The 20,297-nt window shown below is 55.9% G+C and carries 16 protein-coding genes, 5 tRNA genes and 1 pseudogene; 9 read left to right on the forward strand and 13 right to left on the reverse strand.

Translation table 11 applies throughout. From position 1 onward, the window contains the following. The first annotated feature begins 3 nt into the window (after positions 1 to 3). The 9 genes and pseudogenes from nrdF to leuA all read left to right on the forward strand — a co-directional run bounded on the left by nrdF (position 4) and on the right by leuA (position 11,457). Positions 4 to 963: a class 1b ribonucleoside-diphosphate reductase subunit beta gene (nrdF, locus tag KTH07_RS15330; protein WP_032619166.1), complete on the forward strand. Its 960-nt coding sequence runs from the start codon at positions 4 to 6 to the stop codon at positions 961 to 963. Positions 964 to 1,296: 333 nt separating this feature from the next. Beyond that, positions 1,297 to 2,499: a glycine betaine/L-proline ABC transporter ATP-binding protein ProV gene (proV, locus tag KTH07_RS15335; protein WP_023295312.1), complete on the forward strand. Its 1,203-nt coding sequence runs from the start codon at positions 1,297 to 1,299 to the stop codon at positions 2,497 to 2,499. Continuing rightward, the gene (gene proW, locus KTH07_RS15340; RefSeq protein WP_015571659.1) at positions 2,492 to 3,556 is read left to right on the forward strand and encodes a glycine betaine/L-proline ABC transporter permease ProW; all 1,065 of its coding nucleotides are present in this window, start codon (positions 2,492 to 2,494) and stop codon (positions 3,554 to 3,556) included. Before proV ends, proW begins: the two co-directional genes overlap by 8 nt. Before the next feature lie 9 nt (positions 3,557 to 3,565). Then, a pseudogene (gene proX / locus KTH07_RS15345) lies at positions 3,566 to 4,562 on the forward strand (glycine betaine/L-proline ABC transporter substrate-binding protein ProX). A gap of 157 nt (positions 4,563 to 4,719) precedes the next feature. Beyond that, positions 4,720 to 5,904 (forward strand): MFS transporter, encoded by a 1,185-nt coding sequence (locus KTH07_RS15350; RefSeq protein WP_017692795.1) that lies wholly within the window; start codon positions 4,720 to 4,722, stop codon positions 5,902 to 5,904. 314 nt (positions 5,905 to 6,218) lie between these two features. Further along, positions 6,219 to 6,749, forward strand: coding sequence for a multidrug efflux transporter EmrAB transcriptional repressor EmrR (emrR, locus tag KTH07_RS15355; RefSeq protein WP_017694792.1), 531 nt, complete (start codon positions 6,219 to 6,221; stop codon positions 6,747 to 6,749). Positions 6,750 to 6,879: 130 nt separating this feature from the next. Next, entirely contained in the window at positions 6,880 to 8,052 is a 1,173-nt protein-coding gene (gene emrA, locus KTH07_RS15360; protein WP_017382776.1) for a multidrug efflux MFS transporter periplasmic adaptor subunit EmrA, read from the forward strand. Between the two features lie 16 nt (positions 8,053 to 8,068). Beyond that, positions 8,069 to 9,616 carry a multidrug efflux MFS transporter permease subunit EmrB gene (emrB, locus tag KTH07_RS15365; protein WP_006811709.1) on the forward strand — a complete coding sequence of 516 codons (1,548 nt, stop codon included), beginning with the start codon at positions 8,069 to 8,071 and terminating at the stop codon, positions 9,614 to 9,616. A gap of 185 nt (positions 9,617 to 9,801) precedes the next feature. Beyond that, complete coding sequence (gene leuA / locus KTH07_RS15370; RefSeq protein WP_045331265.1) at positions 9,802 to 11,457, forward strand: 2-isopropylmalate synthase; 1,656 nt, start codon at positions 9,802 to 9,804, stop codon at positions 11,455 to 11,457. On the opposite strand, the gene KTH07_RS15375 is transcribed toward leuA, so the two are convergent. The 13 genes from KTH07_RS15375 to recX form a co-directional block, all read right to left on the reverse strand. After that, positions 11,444 to 12,208 (reverse strand): helix-turn-helix domain-containing protein, encoded by a 765-nt coding sequence (locus KTH07_RS15375; protein WP_003862181.1) that lies wholly within the window; start codon positions 12,206 to 12,208, stop codon positions 11,444 to 11,446. The genes leuA and KTH07_RS15375 overlap by 14 nt on opposite strands. A gap of 53 nt (positions 12,209 to 12,261) precedes the next feature. Next, a complete protein-coding gene (gene luxS / locus KTH07_RS15380; protein WP_017382778.1) occupies positions 12,262 to 12,777 on the reverse strand; it encodes an S-ribosylhomocysteine lyase in 516 nt (171 codons plus the stop codon). A 151-nt stretch (positions 12,778 to 12,928) separates the two neighbouring features. Continuing rightward, positions 12,929 to 14,473, reverse strand: a complete 1,545-nt coding sequence (gene gshA, locus KTH07_RS15385; protein WP_032619162.1) for a glutamate--cysteine ligase — start codon at positions 14,471 to 14,473, stop codon at positions 12,929 to 12,931. Positions 14,474 to 14,556: 83 nt separating this feature from the next. Further along, positions 14,557 to 14,985 carry a YqaA family protein gene (locus tag KTH07_RS15390; RefSeq protein ID WP_017692791.1) on the reverse strand — a complete coding sequence of 143 codons (429 nt, stop codon included), beginning with the start codon at positions 14,983 to 14,985 and terminating at the stop codon, positions 14,557 to 14,559. Continuing rightward, positions 14,982 to 15,548 (reverse strand): fructose-1-phosphate/6-phosphogluconate phosphatase, encoded by a 567-nt coding sequence (yqaB, locus tag KTH07_RS15395; RefSeq protein ID WP_015571665.1) that lies wholly within the window; start codon positions 15,546 to 15,548, stop codon positions 14,982 to 14,984. The genes KTH07_RS15390 and yqaB overlap by 4 nt, the downstream gene beginning before the upstream one ends. Before the next feature lie 117 nt (positions 15,549 to 15,665). Beyond that, positions 15,666 to 15,742 (reverse strand) — tRNA-Arg (locus KTH07_RS15400). A gap of 64 nt (positions 15,743 to 15,806) precedes the next feature. Beyond that, positions 15,807 to 15,883: transfer RNA gene (locus KTH07_RS15405), tRNA-Arg, on the reverse strand. A 64-nt stretch (positions 15,884 to 15,947) separates the two neighbouring features. Continuing rightward, positions 15,948 to 16,024: transfer RNA gene (locus KTH07_RS15410), tRNA-Arg, on the reverse strand. 64 nt (positions 16,025 to 16,088) lie between these two features. Continuing rightward, positions 16,089 to 16,165, reverse strand: a tRNA-Arg gene (locus KTH07_RS15415). Between the two features lie 4 nt (positions 16,166 to 16,169). Next, positions 16,170 to 16,262 (reverse strand) — tRNA-Ser (locus tag KTH07_RS15420). A gap of 342 nt (positions 16,263 to 16,604) precedes the next feature. Further along, positions 16,605 to 16,790: a carbon storage regulator CsrA gene (csrA, locus tag KTH07_RS15425; RefSeq protein WP_000906486.1), complete on the reverse strand. Its 186-nt coding sequence runs from the start codon at positions 16,788 to 16,790 to the stop codon at positions 16,605 to 16,607. Positions 16,791 to 17,031: 241 nt separating this feature from the next. After that, positions 17,032 to 19,659, reverse strand: a complete 2,628-nt coding sequence (alaS, locus tag KTH07_RS15430; protein ID WP_023304303.1) for an alanine--tRNA ligase — start codon at positions 19,657 to 19,659, stop codon at positions 17,032 to 17,034. A 131-nt stretch (positions 19,660 to 19,790) separates the two neighbouring features. Further along, entirely contained in the window at positions 19,791 to 20,291 is a 501-nt protein-coding gene (recX, locus tag KTH07_RS15435) for a recombination regulator RecX (RefSeq protein WP_017382782.1), read from the reverse strand. Positions 20,292 to 20,297 lie beyond the last annotated feature (6 nt).

A 20,297-nucleotide genomic window follows, 5' to 3' on the forward strand; every position in this document is an offset into this window, starting at 1 on the left:
AGGATGAAACTGTCACGCGTAAGTGCCGTTAACTGGAACAAAATTCAGGATGATAAAGACCTGGAGGTCTGGAACCGCCTGACCAGCAACTTCTGGCTGCCGGAAAAGGTCCCGCTCTCCAACGATATTCCGGCCTGGCAAACCCTGAGCCATGCCGAGCAGCAGCTGACAATCCGCGTCTTTACCGGCCTGACGCTGCTGGACACCATTCAGAATACCGTGGGTGCGCCCGCGCTGATGAGTGATGCGCTGACCCCGCACGAAGAGGCGGTAATGTCGAACATCAGCTTTATGGAGGCGGTCCATGCCCGCTCCTACAGCTCGATTTTCTCCACCCTGTGCCAGACCAGAGACGTGGACGCGGCCTACGCCTGGAGTGAAGAGAGCGCGTCATTGCAGCGCAAGGCAGATCTGGTGCTGGAATATTACCGGGCCGACGAGCCGCTGAAGAAGAAGATCGCCAGCGTGTTCCTGGAATCTTTCCTCTTCTATTCCGGCTTCTGGCTGCCTATGTACTGGTCGAGCCGGGGCAAGCTCACCAACACCGCCGATTTGATTCGCCTCATCATCCGCGATGAAGCGGTACACGGGTATTACATCGGCTATAAGTATCAGAAAGGGCTGGAGAAAGTCAGCGCGGAAAAACGCGAGGAACTCAAAGGTTTTGCCCTCGATTTACTGATGGATCTGTATGACAACGAGCTGAGCTATACCGAAGAGCTGTACGCCGGAACGGGCTGGGAAGAGGACGTAAAAGCCTTCCTCTGCTACAACGCCAACAAGGCGCTGATGAACCTGGGCTACGAAGCGTTATTCCCACCAGACATGGCGGAGGTGAACCCGGCGATCCTCGCGGCGCTGTCGCCCAACGCCGATGAAAACCACGACTTCTTTTCCGGGTCCGGCTCGTCGTACGTGATGGGTAAAGCGGTGGAAACGCAAGACGAGGACTGGGATTTTTAATGAATGAATTAACGTTCATTAATTAACTCTGCATTTCATTATTTCCAGCCGAATATTCCACGACGTACTACACTGTAATTTCCCCGTCATATTCGCCTGAATCACACCGATTCAGGCGAAATTCTCCCATGCAACAGCAAAAAATTGAGAAAAATTCAAACCGCCCTCAGCCCTTTATTCATGGGAAATTCAGCCGTTTCGCTTGCGGCAAAATTCCGGCCTCAGGCCGGTCCAGGGTTGTCTCAGATTCTGAGTATGTTAGGGTAATGCCAGTTAACTATTTACCATGGTAATCATATCGACATAAACAAATAACAGGACACTCTCTATTGCATGGCAATTAAATTAGAAGTGAAAAATCTTTATAAAGTATTTGGCGAGCACCCGCAGCGTGCATTCAAATATATTGAGAAAGGCCTTTCGAAAGAGCAAATTCTGGAAAAAACCGGGCTATCGCTTGGCGTCAAAGACGCCAGTCTGGCCATTGAAGAAGGCGAGATTTTTGTCATCATGGGATTATCCGGTTCGGGTAAATCCACTATGGTTCGCCTTCTCAATCGCCTGATTGAACCCACCCGCGGACAGGTGCTGATAGACGGCGTGGATATCGCCAGAATATCAGACGCAGATCTCCGCGAGGTGCGCAGAAAGAAAATTGCGATGGTGTTTCAGTCATTTGCACTGATGCCGCACATGACGGTACTCGATAATACCGCCTTTGGCATGGAGTTAGCCGGCACGCCCGCTCAGGAACGTCAGGAAAAAGCCCTTGATGCACTGCGTCAGGTCGGGCTGGAAAATTATGCTCATGCGTATCCGGATGAACTCTCCGGCGGTATGCGTCAGCGTGTGGGATTAGCGCGTGCATTAGCGATTAATCCGGACATTTTATTAATGGACGAAGCCTTCTCGGCGCTCGATCCCTTAATTCGCACCGAGATGCAGGATGAGCTGGTAAAATTACAGGCCAAACATCAGCGCACCATTGTTTTTATTTCTCACGATCTGGATGAAGCCATGCGTATTGGCGACCGTATCGCCATTATGCAAAATGGTGAAGTGGTGCAGGTCGGCACACCGGATGAAATTCTCAATAATCCGGCGAATGATTATGTGCGCACCTTCTTCCGCGGCGTGGATATTAGCCACGTATTCAGTGCGAAAGATATTGCCCGTCGAACACCAAACGGCATTATTCGTAAAACGCCAGGTTTTGGCCCGCGCTCCGCGCTGAAGCTGTTGCAGGACGAAGACCGTGAATACGGTTATCTGGTTGAACGCGGCAATAAATTTGTCGGCGTGGTCTCCATCGACTCTCTGAAAACCGCCCTGAGCGAAAACCAGGGAATCGATGCGGCGTTGATTGACGCTCCGCTTGCCGTGGACGCCGAAACGCCGCTCAGCGAGTTGCTCTCTCACGTGGGTCAGGCGCCGTGCGCCGTTCCGGTCGTCGGTGAAGAACAACAGTACGTTGGCATCATCTCAAAACGGATGCTGCTACAGGCTTTAGATCGCGAGGGGACAAACAATGGCTGATCAATCAAACCCATGGGGCACCACTGAAGCAGCGGACAGCGCGGCGCAATCTGCCGATGCGTGGGGGTCGACGCCTGCGCCTGCCGATGGCGGCGGCGCGGCAGACTGGCTCAACAGCGCACCAGCGCCTGCCCCAGAGCATTTCAATATTATGGATCCGTTCCACAAGACGCTGATCCCGCTGGATAGCTGGGTAACGGAGGGGATCGACTGGGTCGTTACCCACTTCCGTCCGGTGTTCCAGGGGATCCGCATCCCGGTGGATTACATCCTGAACGGCTTCCAGCAGCTGATGCTGGGCATGCCCGCGCCGGTGGCGATTATCCTGTTCTCGCTGATCGCATGGCAGTTCGGCAGCGCGGGTATGGGGATCGCCACGCTGATCTCCCTGATTGCCATCGGCGCGATTGGCGCGTGGTCTCAGGCGATGATCACCCTGGCGCTGGTGCTGACCGCCCTGCTGTTCTGCGTGGTGATCGGCCTGCCGATGGGGATCTGGCTGGCGCGCAGCCCCCGGGCCGCGAAGATTATCCGCCCGCTGCTGGATGCGATGCAGACCACGCCAGCGTTCGTTTACCTGGTGCCTATCGTGATGCTGTTCGGCATCGGTAACGTACCGGGGGTGGTCGTGACCATTATCTTCGCCCTGCCACCGATTATTCGCCTGACCATTCTGGGCATTAACCAGGTGCCTGCGGATCTGATAGAGGCATCGCGCTCGTTCGGCGCCAGCCCGCGTCAGATGCTGTTTAAGGTTCAGCTTCCGCTGGCGATGCCGACCATTATGGCAGGTGTTAACCAGACGCTGATGCTGGCGCTGTCGATGGTGGTGATCGCCTCGATGATTGCCGTTGGCGGGTTAGGTCAGATGGTACTGCGCGGCATTGGCCGTCTCGATATGGGGCTGGCGACCGTCGGCGGCGTCGGGATTGTGATCCTCGCCATCATTCTTGACCGCCTGACCCAGGCTGTCGGTCGTGATTCACGTAGTCGCGGCAACCGTCGCTGGTACACCACCGGCCCTGTCGGGTTACTCACCCGCCCATTTACAAAATAAGGAACAACGATGCGACATAACGTACTTTTTGCCACAGCGTTTGCGACCCTTGTCTCCACCAGCGCAGTTGCCGCTGACCTGCCGGGCAAAGGCATTACCGTGCAGCCGGTGCAGAGCACCATTTCGGAAGAGTCCTTCCAGACCCAGATTGTCAGCCGTGCGCTGGAGAAACTGGGCTATACGGTGAATACCGCCAGCGAAGTGGATTACAACGTGGGCTATACCTCCATTGCCTCCGGTGACGCCACCTTTACCGCCGTGAACTGGCAGCCGCTGCACGACGACATGTATGCCGCCGCAGGCGGTGACAAGAAATTCTACCGCGAAGGCACCTTTGTGACCGGCGCTGCGCAGGGATATCTGATCGACAAGAAAACCGCCGATAAGTATCACATCACCAATATTGAACAGCTGAAAGATCCGAAGATTGCAAAACTGTTTGATACCAACGGTGACGGTAAAGCCGACATGATGGGCTGTTCGCCGGGCTGGGGCTGTGAAGCGGTGATTAACCACCAGAACAAAGCCTTCGATCTGGCGAAGACCGTCGACGTGAGCCACGGCAATTACTCTGCGATGATGGCCGACACCATCGCCCGCTTTAAAGAAGGCAAGCCGGTGATCTACTACACCTGGACGCCGTACTGGGTGAGCGACGTGCTGAAGCCGGGCAAAGACGTGGTGTGGTTGCAGGTGCCCTTCTCCTCCCTGCCAGGCGAGCAGAAAGATATCGATACCAAACTGCCAAACGGCATGAACTATGGCTTCCCGGTGAACACCATGCATATTGTGGCGAACAAAGCCTGGGCCGAGAAAAAACCCGGCGGCGGCGAAGCTGTTCTCGGTGATGAAACTGCCGCTGGCAGACATTAACGCCCAGAACGCGATGATGCACGCGGGTAAATCATCCGAAGCTGATATCAAAGGCCACGTGGATGGCTGGATCAAAGCCCACCAGCAGCAGTTCGATGGCTGGGTGAAAGAGGCGCTAGAGGCGCAGAAGTAAAAAACACAACCCTCACCCTAACCCTCTCCCAGGGGAGAGGGCCGGGGGTGAGGGGCTTAACCGCACAATCCACCACGTAACAATTCCCCAACATTCACCATCATTGGTTATTATGTTTCCGGAAAAATAATCACTTAACTCACGATTCCTGAAACTAATGACAAAAACAACTCAAGGGCTTAGCCCCGCACTCATCCTTTTAATGTCCGTGGCAACGGGTCTGGCCGTCGCCAGCAACTATTACGCACAACCACTGCTCGACACCATCGCACGCGCCTTCGATCTTTCAGCCAGCTCCGCCGGGTTTATTGTCACCGCCGCGCAGCTCGGCTATGCGGCCGGGCTGCTGTTCCTGGTACCATTAGGCGATATGTTTGAGCGCCGGATGCTTATCGTCTCCATGACACTGCTGGCGGCGGGCGGGATGTTGATCACCGCCAGCAGCCAGTCGTTAACGATGATGATTATCGGCACCGCGCTGACGGGGCTGTTCTCGGTGGTGGCGCAAATTCTGGTTCCCCTCGCCGCGACGCTGGCTTCCCCGGAAAAACGCGGCAAAGTGGTCGGCACTATCATGAGCGGCCTGCTGCTGGGCATCCTGCTCGCGCGAACCGTTGCCGGGCTGCTGGCGAGCCTCGGCGGCTGGCGCACCGTTTACTGGGTGGCGAGCGTGCTGATGGTTATCATGGCGCTGGCCCTGTGGCGCGGCCTGCCAAAGGTGAAGCAGGAAAATCACCTGAACTATCCGCAGCTCCTCGCCTCCGTTTTCAGCCTCTTCACCCGGGATAAACTCCTGCGCACGCGCGCCGTTCTGGGGTGTCTTACCTTCGCTAACTTCAGCATCTTATGGACGTCGATGGCGTTTTTGCTCGCCGCACCGCCGTTTAACTACTCAGAAGGCGTGATTGGCCTTTTCGGGCTGGCAGGCGCGGCTGGCGCACTGGGCGCGCGCCCGGCGGGTGGGCTGGCCGACAAAGGCAAATCTCATATGACCACCTCCGCAGGGCTGGTTTTACTCCTGCTCTCCTGGGCGGCCATCTGGTACGGACACGTCTCCGTGCTGGCGCTGATTGTCGGTATTCTGGTGCTCGACCTCACCGTGCAGGGTGTACATATCACCAACCAGACCGTGATTTACCGCGTGAAGCCGGATGCCCGTAACCGTCTGACGGCCGGGTACATGACCAGCTACTTTATCGGCGGCGCGGCGGGCTCGCTAATCTCAGCCTCCGCCTGGCAGCACGCGGGCTGGACGGGCGTATGCGCCATCGGCGCCATCGTCGCGGCGATAAATCTGCTGGTATGGTGGCGCGGCTATCACCGTCAGGAAGCAATTCACTAAGTTTTACATTGCTTTGGGCCCCCTGGGGTGTAAAGGGGGCCTGCATCTGTTAAGGTAACGGTAATCATTTATCCCAGAAATTTTACTGTGGGTGACATATTTACTACCGGCATGAATAGTTCAGACCCCTGTCCTCACATCCCCTCTTTCGCGGGTACACACCCCACGCTCTCTGTGCTCACCGGGTCACGGATTTACCCGGCGCTTTCTGATGGTGACATACGTTTGGCGGATATAACCGCACAAATAATTCATTTACATTATTTGTCACTGTCGTTACTATATCGGCTGTAATTAATGAGGTTATGCCCAAAATGGATAGTTCGTTTACGCCCATTGAACAAATGCTTAAGTTCCGCGCCAGTCGTCATGAGGACTTCCCGTATCAGGAAATCCTGCTGACCCGCCTGTGCATGCACATGCAGGGTAAGCTGCTGGAAAATCGTAACAAGATGCTGAAAGCGCAGGGGATTAACGAGACGTTGTTTATGGCGTTGATTACGCTGGAGTCTCAGGAAAATCACAGCATTCAGCCGTCGGAACTGAGCTGTGCGCTGGGGTCATCCCGTACCAATGCGACCCGTATCGCGGATGAACTGGAAAAGCGCGGCTGGATTGAACGCCGTGAAAGCGATAACGATCGCCGCTGCCTGCATCTGCAACTGACCGAGAAAGGTCACGAATTCTTGCGCGAAGTGCTGCCACCGCAGCACAACTGCCTGCACCAGCTCTGGTCTGCCCTCAGCACCGCCGAGCGCGACCAGCTTGAGCACATTACTCGCAAGCTGCTCACCCGTCTGGACCAGATGGATGAAGACGGCGTCATCCTTGAGGCGCTGCGCTAACGCGACGATCCGCTCAACATTCCAGATTGCTAAAAAGAAAAACTGACAGGCCAGCACGTGAAACTGCTGGCCTTTCTGACAACAGGTCGGCTCAGCCGATGTGAAAATAAAAAGATCGTGGAGAACAACAATGAGCGCAAATGCGGAGAACACCCTCCCGCAGCAACCGGCCAACAAAAAGGGCAAACGTAAGAGCGCCCTTATTCTGCTGACCTTGCTCTTTATTATTATTGCCGTGGCATATGGGATCTATTGGTTTTTAGTCTTGCGTCATGTTGAAGAGACAGACGATGCATACGTGGCAGGGAATCAGGTTCAAATCATGGCCCAGGTGTCAGGCAGCGTGACGAAAGTCTGGGCTGATAACACCGACTTTGTGAAAAAAGGCGATGTGCTGGTCACGCTCGACCCGACCGACGCCCAACAGGCGTTTGAAAAAGCACAGACGGCGCTGGCCTCCAGCGTTCGCCAGACCCGCCAGCTGATGATCAACAGCAAGCAGCTTCAGGCCAATATCGACGTGCAGAAAACGGCCCTGGCTCAGGCGCAGAGCGACCTCAATCGTCGTGTTCCTCTCGGCACCGCCAACCTGATTGGCCGTGAAGAGTTGCAGCACGCCCGCGACGCGGTGGCCAGCGCACAGGCGCAACTGGACGTGGCGATCCAACAGTACAACGCTAATCAGGCGATGGTGCTGGGTACCTCTCTGGAAAACCAGCCAGCGGTGAAACAGGCGGCGACCGAAGTGCGTAACGCATGGCTTGCCCTGCAACGTACCAAAATCGTCAGCCCGATGACCGGCTACGTTTCCCGTCGTTCCGTACAGCCAGGGGCGCAGATTAGCACCACCACGCCGCTGATGGCGGTCGTTCCGGCAAACAATCTGTGGGTCGATGCGAACTTCAAAGAGACCCAGCTGGCGCATATGCGTATCGGCCAGACCGCGACCGTGGTCAGCGATATTTACGGCGATGACGTCAAGTACACCGGAAAAGTGGTCGGTCTGGACATGGGGACCGGCAGCGCGTTCAGCCTGCTGCCTGCACAGAACGCCACCGGCAACTGGATCAAAGTGGTACAGCGCTTGCCTGTGCGTATCGAGCTGGATCCTAAGCAGCTGGCAGACCATCCGCTACGAATTGGCCTTTCCACGCTGGTGACGGTCGATACCGCCAACCGCGACGGTCAGATCCTCGCAAGCCAGGTGCGCAGTACGCCAGCTTATGAAAGTAACGCCCGTGAAATTAGCCTCGATCCGGTCAATAAGCTGATCGATGACATCGTGAAGGCAAACGCCGGTTAAGCCGAAGGTGAGCGTTATGCAACAGCAAAAGCCGCAAAAACCGCTGGAGGGGGCGCAGCTGGTCATTATGACCATTGCGCTGTCGCTGGCGACATTCATGCAGGTGCTGGACTCCACCATCGCAAACGTGGCGATCCCTACGATCGCCGGGAACCTTGGCTCATCGCTGAGCCAGGGGACCTGGGTCATTACCTCGTTCGGGGTGGCGAACGCCATCTCCATTCCCATCACCGGCTGGCTGGCGAAGCGCGTCGGTGAAGTGAAGCTGTTCCTCTGGTCGACGATCCTGTTCGTGCTGGCCTCCTGGGCCTGCGGCATGTCCAGCAGCCTGACGATGCTGATTTTCTTCCGCGTCATCCAGGGGATTGTCGCCGGGCCGTTGATTCCGCTGTCGCAGAGTTTGCTGCTGAACAACTATCCGCCCGCCAAGCGCTCCATCGCGCTCGCGCTGTGGTCGATGACGGTGATCGTCGCCCCAATTTGCGGGCCAATCCTCGGCGGCTATATCAGCGATAACTATCACTGGGGCTGGATCTTCTTCATCAACGTGCCCATCGGTGCGCTGGTGGTGCTGATGACGCTACAGTCTCTGCGTGGTCGCGAAACGCGGACCGAACAGCGGCGGATCGACGGCATCGGGCTGGCACTGCTGGTTGTCGGCATCGGCAGCCTGCAAATCATGCTCGACCGCGGCAAAGAGCTGGACTGGTTTGCCTCTACGGAAATTATTGTGCTGACGGTGGTCGCCGTGGTGGCCATCAGCTTCCTGATTGTCTGGGAGCTGACGGACGATAATCCGATAGTCGACCTCTCGCTGTTTAAATCGCGAAACTTCACCATCGGTTGCCTCTGTATCAGCCTCGCCTATATGCTCTACTTCGGCGCGATTGTTCTGCTGCCGCAGCTGTTGCAGGAGGTGTACGGCTATACCGCAACCTGGGCGGGGCTGGCCTCCGCGCCGGTGGGGTTAATTCCGGTTCTGCTGTCGCCGATTATTGGCCGTTTCGCCCATAAGCTCGACATGCGCAGGCTGGTGACGTTCAGCTTCATCATGTACGCCGTGTGCTTCTACTGGCGCGCGTATACGTTTGAACCGGGAATGGACTTTGGCGCCTCCGCGTGGCCGCAGTTTATTCAGGGCTTCGCCGTAGCGTGCTTCTTTATGCCGCTGACCACCATTACGCTTTCCGGCTTACCGCCTGAGCGGATGGCGGCGGCATCGAGCCTGTCGAACTTCACCCGTACGCTGGCGGGCTCCATCGGGACTTCGATCACTACCACGCTGTGGACCAACCGGGAATCGATGCACCATGCTCAACTCACCGAAGCGGTGAACCCGTTCAACCCTAACGCTCAGCAGATGTATAGCCAGCTTGAGGGGATGGGGATGACGGAGCAGCAGGCGTCCGGCTGGCTTGCCCAGCAGATCACCAACCAGGGGCTGATTATCTCGGCAAACGAGATTTTCTGGATATCGGCGGGGATCTTCATCGTCCTGCTGGGGCTGGTGTGGTTTGCCAAACCACCGTTTGGGGCCGGTAGCGGGGGCGGTGGGGCGCACTAGCCCTGTGCACGGGTTGCCGGGTGGCGGCTACGCCTTACCCGGCCTACGATCGTAGGCCCGGTAAGCGCAGCGCTACCGGGCAACAATCGCCCCCCTTGTCCAAAACGCGACAGCGATTGTCAGTTCCGATAAAGCAGCGCGCCTGAAATCGATTCACGATAGTGAAAAGACAACAGGAGCGCACCATGCTGAACACACCCGCCGAAAAATACCAGCCTTACCCCACCCTTTCGTTGCCCGACCGCCGCTGGCCGGAGCAGATTATCACCCGCGCCCCGCGCTGGCTCTCGACCGACTTACGCGACGGTAACCAGGCGCTGGCCGAGCCGATGGACAGCGCGCGCAAGCTGCAATTCTGGGATCTGCTGCTGAGCTGCGGGTTTAAAGAAATCGAAGTCGCCTTCCCGTCCGCCTCGCAGACGGACTTCAATTTTGTGCGTCAGCTGATTGAGGAGAACCGCATCCCGGATGACGTCACCATTCAGGTGTTAACGCAGGCGCGGGACGATCTTATCCGTCGCACTTTCGACTCCCTGCGCGGCGCGAAGCAGGCCACCGTTCACCTGTATAACGCCACCGCCCCGCTGTTCCGCCGTCTGGTATTCGGCATGGAGAAAGCGCAAATCGTCGAACTGGCGACGCGCGCGACGCGCCTGATTCGTCAGCTGTGTGAAGAGAACCCTGACACCCGCTGGCAGTACGAGTACTCCCCGGAAACCTTCTGCTTTACCGAACCGGAGTTTGCGCTGGAGATTTGTGAAGCCGTAGCGGAGATCTGGCAGCCGTGCGCGGCGCGTCCGATGATCCTCAACCTCCCCGCTACCGTCGAAGTGAGCACGCCGAACGTCTATGCCGACCAGATCGAGTATTTCTGCCGCCACTTCAGCCGCCGCAGTGACGTCTGTATCAGCGTGCACCCGCATAACGATCGCGGTACCGGCGTCGCCAGCGCAGAGCTGGCCGTCATGGCCGGGGCTGACCGCGTGGAGGGCTGCCTGTTTGGTAACGGTGAGCGCACGGGCAACGTCTGCCTGGTGACGCTGGCGATGAACCTCTACAGCCAGGGCATTAGCCCGAATCTGGATTTCAGTGATATGAATCGGGTGGTTGAAACGGTAGAAACCTGCAACCAGCTGCCCGTCCATCCGCGCCATCCGTGGGCGGGTCGTCTGGCTTACACCGCCTTCTCCGGCTCGCACCAGGATGCCATCAAGAAAGGTTTCGATGCCCGTAAGCCTGGCGAACGCTGGGAGATGCCCTATCTGCCCGTCGACCCGCAGGATATTGGCTGTACCTATGAAGCGGTGATCCGCGTGAACAGCCAGTCAGGAAAAAGCGGAAGCGCCTGGCTTATTGAGCAAAACCACGGCCTGAAATTGCCTCGCGCCCTGCAACAGGATTTTAGCCAGCACGTGCAGCAGGAAACGGATAACCATGGAAAAGAGATGACGCAGAATGCGCTCTGGCAGCTGTTCCGCGCCCGCTACGGCCTGGTGGCGAGCCCGCCATTAGCGCTGCAATCGTACCGCAGCGACAGCCAGCAGGACGGCCAGCTGCGGCTGACGGCAAGCGTCGCCACGCAAGGGGGCACCCGCCAGCTGGAAGGCCAGGGAAACGGTTTGCTCTCCGCCGCCGCTCACGGCTTAAGCCGCTGGATCAACGCACCGTTTGTGATCAAGGATTATCACGAACATACGTTAGGCGAACGCAGCGACAGCCGCTCGGTGGCCTATATCCGCTGCCTGTTCCAGGATGGGACCAGCCGCTGGGGCGTGGGCATCGACAGCGACGTGGCACGCGCGTCGATTCAGGCGCTTTTTAACGCGGTCAGTCATTCCTGAAGTAATCGCTGGGTGAGAGACCCATCACCCGACGAAACATTGCCGTAAAGGCGCTGTGGCTACCATACCCCAGATCCAGCGCCACGCGTAATACTGGCTGGCCCTGCGCCAGCCGCACCAAGGCTTCCAGCAGTCGCGCCCTTCTCACCCACTCGCCGTAGCTCAGGCCTGTCTGCTGCTGAAAATGACGGTTCAGCGTGCGTTCGCTCATCCCCACAATACCTGCGGCCTGGGCGCTGCTCCAGCTTTCTCCCGGGGCCATTCGAATCTGCTGGCAGAGGTGGCGCAGCGCTTCGCTTTCCGGCTCGGGCAGGTGAAACGGCAGTACCGGCATGAGGCGAATTTCATCGAGGATCAGCTCATAAACACGTTCATCGCGGCTTCCGGGTGCGTAAGATTCAGGAAGCGTAAGGGAGGTCAGGATCAGCTCGCGCAGCAGGGGCGAGATCTGCACGATCTGGCAGGTCGCCGGAAGATCGGCGCGCGCCAGCGGGTCGATAAACAGCGTGCGGGCAGCAACGTTGCCGGTGATGCGCAAGGCGTGCTGCGTACCCGCAGGTAGCCAGACGCCGCGACCGGGCGGCACCACCCAGCAGCCGGATGCGGTATCGACCCGCACGACGCCGGTGAGGCTGTGCAGGAGCTGCGCGCAGTCGTGCTGATGCCACGGCTCGCTGTCGCCATGAGCATAATCATGCGAAAACGGCACAAGCGGGCGATGGGTAAAGGAGAAGGTGGTGGTTGTCGTCATCAGGATTGTAGGCCCGGTCAGCGAAGCGCCACCGGGCATCCACAGGCACGATACTAAATGTGCAGTTCCTGAAGTTTTTCTTTTGGCAGGGCCAGCTCGTCATTGCTGTTTACACGAACATCACGTTCGATGATATGACGGGCAATCTCCTGAGCTTCTTCCAGAGAGTGCATCTGGTAAGTGCCGCACTGGTAAACGTTCAGCTCAGGGATCTGGTTCTGCTCTTTCACCTTCAGCACGTCTTCCATCGCCGCTTTCCACGCATCCGCGACGCGTTTCTCATCAGGCTGACCAATCAGGCTCATGTAGAAACCGGTGCGGCAGCCCATCGGAGAGATATCGATGATCTCCACGCCGTTGCCGTTCAGGTGGTCGCGCATGAATCCGGCGAACAGGTGTTCCAGCGTGTGAATGCCTTTCTCTGGCATCACTTCTTTATTGGGCACGCAGAAGCGCAGGTCGAAAACGGTGATCGTGTCGCCGTGCGGCGTGTTCATGGTCTTCGCCACGCGGACTGCTGGTGCTTCCATACGGGTATGGTCGACAGTAAAGCTATCTAATAACGGCATACGTCACCTCCGATAGTGATTTTTTTAAAATAAACTGAACTCTTCTACAGAATGCGCGTCTGAGTATATGAAAGACGCGCATTTGTTATCATCATCCCTGAATTCAGAGATGTATATTTTGGCCACAGCGATGTGGCCTTTTTCTTTTGGTTCAGGCCTGCTTCGCCAGAAACGCCTCAAACGACTCCGTATCCGCCGCTTCGACCTCTTTCTGACGCACAACGGACGCATCACGCTCTGCCACAAAATCCGCTTCGCTCAGGATCTCTAACGGCTCCTGCATCAGCATCTCACGGTACTCCGCTGAGAGTGAACGCCCTGTGCCACCAATTCCCTGTTCAATCATAGAACGCAGAATTCGTGCTGAGAATGTCAGTTCCGGGTTATCAAAGCTTTCAACCAGTTCGTCGCAGACCTTCTGGTAAGCTTCGCCGCCGTACACGCTGTCCAGCGTCTGGGCTACGCGCTTCAGGTCATGGAACAGATCCTTCCCTACCTTAGACAGTGGGAACTGAGCCGTTTCACAGCCAATACCTAACGTCAGACCCGGCTTGCGCCCTTCCAGAATCACGCGATTCCAGTTGGCACGGGTACACAGCAGTTCGTCGGAACTCATTTCCGGCGCATCCGCCAGTACGCACCAGACCATAAACAGGTCAAGGAAGCGAACCTGCTGTTCGTCAACGCCAATCGGTGAGAACGGGTTGATATCCAGCGAGCGCACTTCAATGTATTCGATCCCGCCGCGCTGTAGCGCATCCGACGGCGTTTCACCGCTGCGCGTCACGCGCTTCGGACGAATCGGCGCATACAGTTCATTTTCAATCTGCAACACGTTAGTGTTAATTTGCAGGCGCTTACCGTCTTTTTCGAGGCCGATTTTTTCGTACTCTTCCGACGGGGTTTTTATCGCCCGCTTCAAGCCTGCCACATATTCGTGCAGATCGTTAAACGTAATTCCGAGATTACTTTGCGATTTATTGGTATAGCCAAGGTCGCTCAGGCGCAGGGAGGTCGCATACGGCAGGTAATACATGCCACATTCGGTCTTCTCGAACGGCAGCGTGGTCGGTTTCCCTTGCAGGAACGAAGAACAGACGGCCGGTGAAGCGCCGAACAGATACGGAATAACCCAGCCAAAACGGTAGTAGTTGCGGATCAGGCGGAAATAGCCCGCGGAGATCGCTTCTTTATCCGTTTCACCGCACTTCGCCTGCCAGAACGCCATCGGCAGAGAGAAATTGTAGTGCACGCCAGAGATCGTCTGCATCAGTGCGCCGTAGCGATTTTTCAGTCCTTCGCGATACAGCGTTTTCAGCCGACCAATATTCGAGGTGCCGTACTGCGCCAGCTCGATATCCTGCCCCTGCTCGATATAGCACGGCATGCTGAGCGGCCACATACGCTCGTCGCCGAGGTTGCGGGCGGTGAAGCGATGCACGTCGCGCATGATCGTCAGCATATGATCAATATCACCGTCTACTGGCGTGATGAACTCCAGCAGCGCTTCGGCGAAATCGGTTGTGATCCATTTATGTGTCAGCGCCGAGCCTAACGCCTTCGGGTGTTCCGTAGTCGCTAAGCTACCATCCGCATTTACGCGCAGCGTTTCGCGCTCAAGCCCACGCTGAATCCCCTTCAGTGCCTGAGGGTGATTTTCCAGCCAGGCCAGCGCCTGTGATACGTCCGGGATCAATTTGACCTCCCGCCTGTCAAAAAATTGTCACTCAGCATAATTGTAATGGTTGACGATTGAAGGTCGCGAATTCATTCCACCAATTAGTGCCACCACGTCATACCCTGTAGTGTTACCCATGCCAGTAAAACATAGCGTAACGCCTTGCCAAGGCACAAAAAAAAGAGCACCGGTCCCCAGGAAATGCGCATCCATCCCGCCAGCAGACACAGTAAATCGCCTATTACAGGCATCCAGCTTAATAACAGCGTGGCAGCGCCATAGCGTTTTAGCCAGCCCACTGCCTTTTCCTGCCAGCGAGATTTTTCGCGTAGCGGAAAGAAACGTCCAAGAATAACGTTAGTCAGCCCTCCAAGGCTATTACCCATTGTTGCTATTAAGACCAGCAACCAGGGCTGACTTACGCCGGACAACAGCATCGCCACCAGCACCACTTCCGAATTCCCCGGTAAGAGGGTGGAGCTTAAAAAACTGCTGGCGAATAATGAAGCGAGTGACAGCGCGTCACTCACAGTAAGCGAACGTCCACCGCCGCCATTCCGGCATCACGCGCGGCCTGAATGCCAAAATCAGCATCTTCAAACACCACGCATTTTGCAGGTGGAACACCCATTAATTCTGCACAGAGCAGGAAGGTATCCGGTGCGGGTTTGTGATGTTTAACATGATCGGCGGCAACGACGGCAGAAAAATAGTGGCGCAGGCCAAGGTGGTTGAGTAGCGCTTCAGCAATCGCGCTCTCGCTGCCCGTACCGACAGACATAGGACGACGCCCGTGCCACTCCTTGACGACGTCAATGAGTGGTAAAGGCTGCACGGTGTCTAACAGTATGGCTTTTACCGCGTCGGTTTTTTCACGCGCGAGCTGATGCGGGTCGAGATCGGCCTGATTCAGCTCAATCACGGCCTGTGCGATACGCCAGGTGGGCGATCCATTGAGGGCAATCATCGCCTGTAAATCGAAACGCATACCGTAACGGCCCAGGACTTCGGTCCAGGCCTGACGATGCGTGGGTTCGGTATCCAGGAGGGTGCCGTCCATGTCGAAGATCAAACCGTCATACTGTGCGTACATCGTGCTCTCGCTAAACGATTAACAAAGCATTACTTTATCGTAAAAGGGGATCTTTGTCGCTGACAGAGAGAGTGATTGCTGACGAAACGTCGAAGGAATAAACAAAGGAGGAGAATATGGTGCATCCGGGAGGATTCGAACCTCCGACCGCTCGGTTCGTAGCCGAGTACTCTATCCAGCTGAGCTACGGATGCATCGGGATTTACTGCTGTACTTCTCGATACTCATATCACTTCAAAAGCAATATGAATTAAAAAATGGTGCATCCGGGAGGATTCGAACCTCCGACCGCTCGGTTCGTAGCCGAGTACTCTATCCAGCTGAGCTACGGATGCATCGGGATTTACTGCTGTACTTCTCGATACTCATATCACTTCAAAAGCAATATGAAGTAAAAAATGGTGCATCCGGGAGGATTCGAACCTCCGACCGCTCGGTTCGTAGCCGAGTACTCTATCCAGCTGAGCTACGGATGCATCGGGATTTACTACTGTACTGCTCGATATTCATATCACTTCGAAAGCTATATGAAGTAATAGATGGTGCATCCGGGAGGATTCGAACCTCCGACCGCTCGGTTCGTAGCCGAGTACTCTATCCAGCTGAGCTACGGATGCAAAATGGCGGTGAGGCGGGGATTCGAACCCCGGATGCAGCTTTTGACCGCATACTCCCTTAGCAGGGGAGCGCCTTCAGCCTCTCGGCCACCTCACCACACAACGCCTCTTTCGAGTGCTTCGAGCAACTCGTTAAGAGCTTCTCGTCGCTGCGTGGCGCATATATTACTTTCTGGGACTTATAAGTCAAACAATTTTCCACATGCTTTTTTCGTTTGCACAATTCGCACCCAATTCGCATGTGAAAGCCGCAAAGAGAGTGTTTTATAAGCGGATTTTGCAGGCATCTTCACAGAATTGTGTTGAGAGAAGCGCGTCTTTTGGATGAGATAAAATTATGAGAGTGGTCAAAAACGAAGCGTTTGAAATAGAACGGTAACTTTATGCAGGAAAAATAGCAGGAGGGTTGCGTCTCGCCCGACAGCGAGACGCGACAATATCAGTAACTGGACTGCTGGGATTTTTCAGCCTGGATACGCTGGTAGATCTCTTCACGGTGGACAGATACTTCTTTAGGAGCGTTAACACCAATACGTACCTGGTTACCCTTTACCCCTAAAACTGTCACGGTGACCTCATCCCCAATCATGAGGGTCTCACCAACTCGACGAGTCAGAATCAGCATTCTTTGCTCCTTGAAAGATTAAAAGAGTCGGGTCTCTTGTATCCCGGCATTATCCATCATATAACGCCAAAAAGTAAGCGATGACAAACACGTAAAGTGTAAGCAGTCACGGCATCACATTCTGTTAAACGTAAGTTTAGCCGATATACACAAACTCAACCTGACTTTATCGTTATCGATAGCGCAGTGAGCAAGACGCCATAACGTTACCGCTATGGCGTCTGCTTGTGCTTTGTAGTTATTACAGTTTCGCGCTTACCCAGCTTTCAACGCTGGCTAATGCCGCGGGAAGTGCCGCCGCATCCGTACCACCGGCTTGCGCCATGTCCGGACGACCGCCACCTTTGCCACCCACCTGCTGGGCGACCATGCCAATCAGTTCCCCTGCTTTAACACGATCCGTCACATCCTTAGAGACGCCCGCAATCAGAGAAACCTTACCCTCTGCGACCGTTGCCAGCACGATAACCGTCGAACCAAGCTGGTTCTTCAGATCGTCGACCATGGTACGCAGCATCTTAGGCTCAACGCCCGCCAGATCGCTGACCAGCAGTTTGACGCCCTTAATGTCTACCGCTTTGCTGGAGAGGTTTGCGCTCTCCTGCGCCGCAGCCTGTTCTTTCAGCTGCTGGAGTTCTTTTTCCAGCTGACGGGTACGATCCAGCGCGACACGCACTTTTTCGCCCAGGTTCTGACTATCGCCTTTCAGCAGCTGCGCGATCTCGTGCAGCTGGTCGCTCTGCGCATGCAGGCTGGCAATCGCGCCTTCCCCGGTCACCGCCTCAATACGACGCACGCCTGCCGCCGTCCCCGACTCGGAAACGATGCGGAACAAGCCGATGTCACCGGTGCGGGATGCGTGAGTACCGCCACACAGTTCGGTAGAGAAGTCGCCCATGCTCAGCACGCGAACGCGGTCGTCATATTTCTCGCCAAACAGCGCCATCGCACCTTTCTTCTTCGCTGCCTCAAGATCCATGATGTGGGTTTCGATTGGCAGGTTACGACGGATCTGGGCATTCACCAGGTCTTCCACCGCACGAATTTCAGACGGCTTCATCGCTTCAAAATGCGAGAAGTCGAAACGCAGCACTTTGTCATTAACCAGAGAACCTTTCTGTGCAACGTGCGTACCCAGCACTTCGCGCAGGGCTGCGTGCATCAGGTGGGTTGCCGAGTGGTTCAGACGAATGCGCGCGCGGCGAGCTTCGTCAACGTTGGCCTGAACGCCCTCGCCCACTTTCAGAGAGCCGGAAACCAGTTTGCCCTGGTGACCAATCGCCTGACCGTATTTCTGGGTATCGCTTACGCTGAAGCTGAAGCCATTGCCTTTCAGTTCGCCTTTATCGCCAACCTGACCGCCCGATTCCGCATAGAACGGCGTTTTATCCAGGATAACAACCGCTTCCTGGCCCGCGCTAATGCTGTCTACGGCTTTACCGTCAACAAACAGCGCGGTCACGTTGCTGGTCAGGGCCAGCTCTTCGTAGCCTTTAAATTCAGACGCGCTATCAACGCGGATCATCGCGTTGTAGTCCGCGCCAAAACCGCTGGATTCACGCGCACGACGACGCTGTTCTTCCATTGCGGCTTCAAAGCCTGCTTCGTCAACTTTGATGTTGCGCTCGCGGCAAACGTCCGCGGTCAGGTCAACCGGGAAGCCGTAGGTGTCGTACAGGCGGAAAGCGGTTTCTCCATCCAGCGTGTCGCCCTTGAGTTTCGCCAGCTCGTCGTCCAGCAGCGCCAGACCGCGTTCCAGCGTACGGGCAAACTGCTCTTCTTCGGTTTTCAGAACCTGTTCAACCTGCGCCTGCTGGCGTTTCAGCTCGTCACCGGCAGAGCCCATCACGCCAATCAGTGGCCCAACGAGTTTATAGAAGAAGGTGTCCTTCGCGCCCAGCATGTTGCCATGGCGGATCGCACGACGAATGATACGACGCAGCACATAGCCACGGTTTTCATTCGACGGGATAACGCCGTCAGCAATCAGGAACGCACAGGAACGAATATGGTCTGCGATAACGCGCAGTGATTTGTTGCTCAGATCGGTTGCGCCCGTTACCTCAGCAACGGCTTTGATCAGGGTGCTGAACAGGTCAATCTCATAGTTGGAGTTAACGTGTTGCAGAACGGCCACGATACGCTCAAGGCCCATACCGGTATCTACGGACGGTTTTGGCAGCGGCTCCATGGTGCCGTCGGCCTGACGGTTGAACTGCATGAAGACGATGTTCCAGATCTCAATGTAGCGATCGCCATCTTCTTCCGCGCTTCCCGGAGGGCCACCCCAGATGTGGTCGCCATGATCGTAGAAGATCTCGGTGCACGGACCGCAAGGGCCGGTGTCGCCCATCTGCCAGAAGTTATCAGACGCGTAAGGCGCGCCTTTGTTGTCACCGATACGGATGATACGTTCGCGCGGGATACCCACTTCTTTTTCCCAGATGTCGAACGCTTCGTCATCGGTCTCATACACGGTCACCCACAGACGCTCTTTCGGCAGATTGAACCAGTTTTCACCGGTCAGCAGTTCCCACGCGTATTGAATGGCGTCGTGTTTGAAATAGTCGCCGAAGCTGAAGTTACCCAGCATTTCGAAGAAGGTGTGGTGGCGCGCGGTGTAACCGACGTTTTCCAGATCGTTGTGTTTACCGCCCGCACGCACGCAACGCTGTGAGGTTGTGGCGCGGGAATAATTACGCTTGTCGAGACCAAGGAACACATCCTTGAACTGGTTCATCCCGGCGTTGGTAAACAGCAGAGTCGGGTCATTGTTCGGTACCAGGGAGCTGCTGGCAACAACCTGGTGTCCCTTACTATGGAAAAAATCGAGAAACGCCTGACGGATCTCAGCGGTGCTCTTGCTCATAATTATCCTGAAATCAAGCTAACGAAATGTCGCAGCAGATCTGTATCTGTAAACAGTTGGACGGACCAGCTACTGGAAAAAGTGGGAATAAGATAAGTTTTCTTTAGTGGGAAGTAAAATCCCGCATGCGTTCAATCGGTAAAATTACGCCAGATATCCTGAATATCTTCCATCAGGAAGCCGCGGTAGAGCAAAAAGCGCTGGATTTTAACTTTTTCTGAAAATTCACGCGGCAGCGGCTCACCGTACTTTCGTACCGCCTGCTCACGCGCCAGTTCGCACCAGTCAATTTCACTTTCGCGCATGGCTTTTTCAATCGATTCACGGGCTACCCCTTTCTGGTTCAGCTCCTGGCGGATACGCGCTGGCCCATAGCCTTTACGACCACGGCTGGCAAGAAAGCGAGCGGCAAAACGGCCGTCATCCAGATAGTGATGCTCGTAGCACCAGGCAACCACGCGGTCATAATCTTCCGCGGTGGCATCAATGTCTTCCGGACCGTTTTTGCTCATGACGGGCGCTGACAGTTTCCGCCGCAGCTCCTGTTCGCTATGGTCACGCACGGCAAGAATACGCACGGCCCGATCCAGCAAGCGTGAGTAGGCTGGTCGGCGTGATGTCGGTTCACTCATAAAAAA

It is taken from the genome of Enterobacter cloacae complex sp. ECL72 (assembly GCF_019056635.1).
GTDB lineage: Bacteria > Pseudomonadota > Gammaproteobacteria > Enterobacterales > Enterobacteriaceae > Enterobacter > Enterobacter hormaechei_C.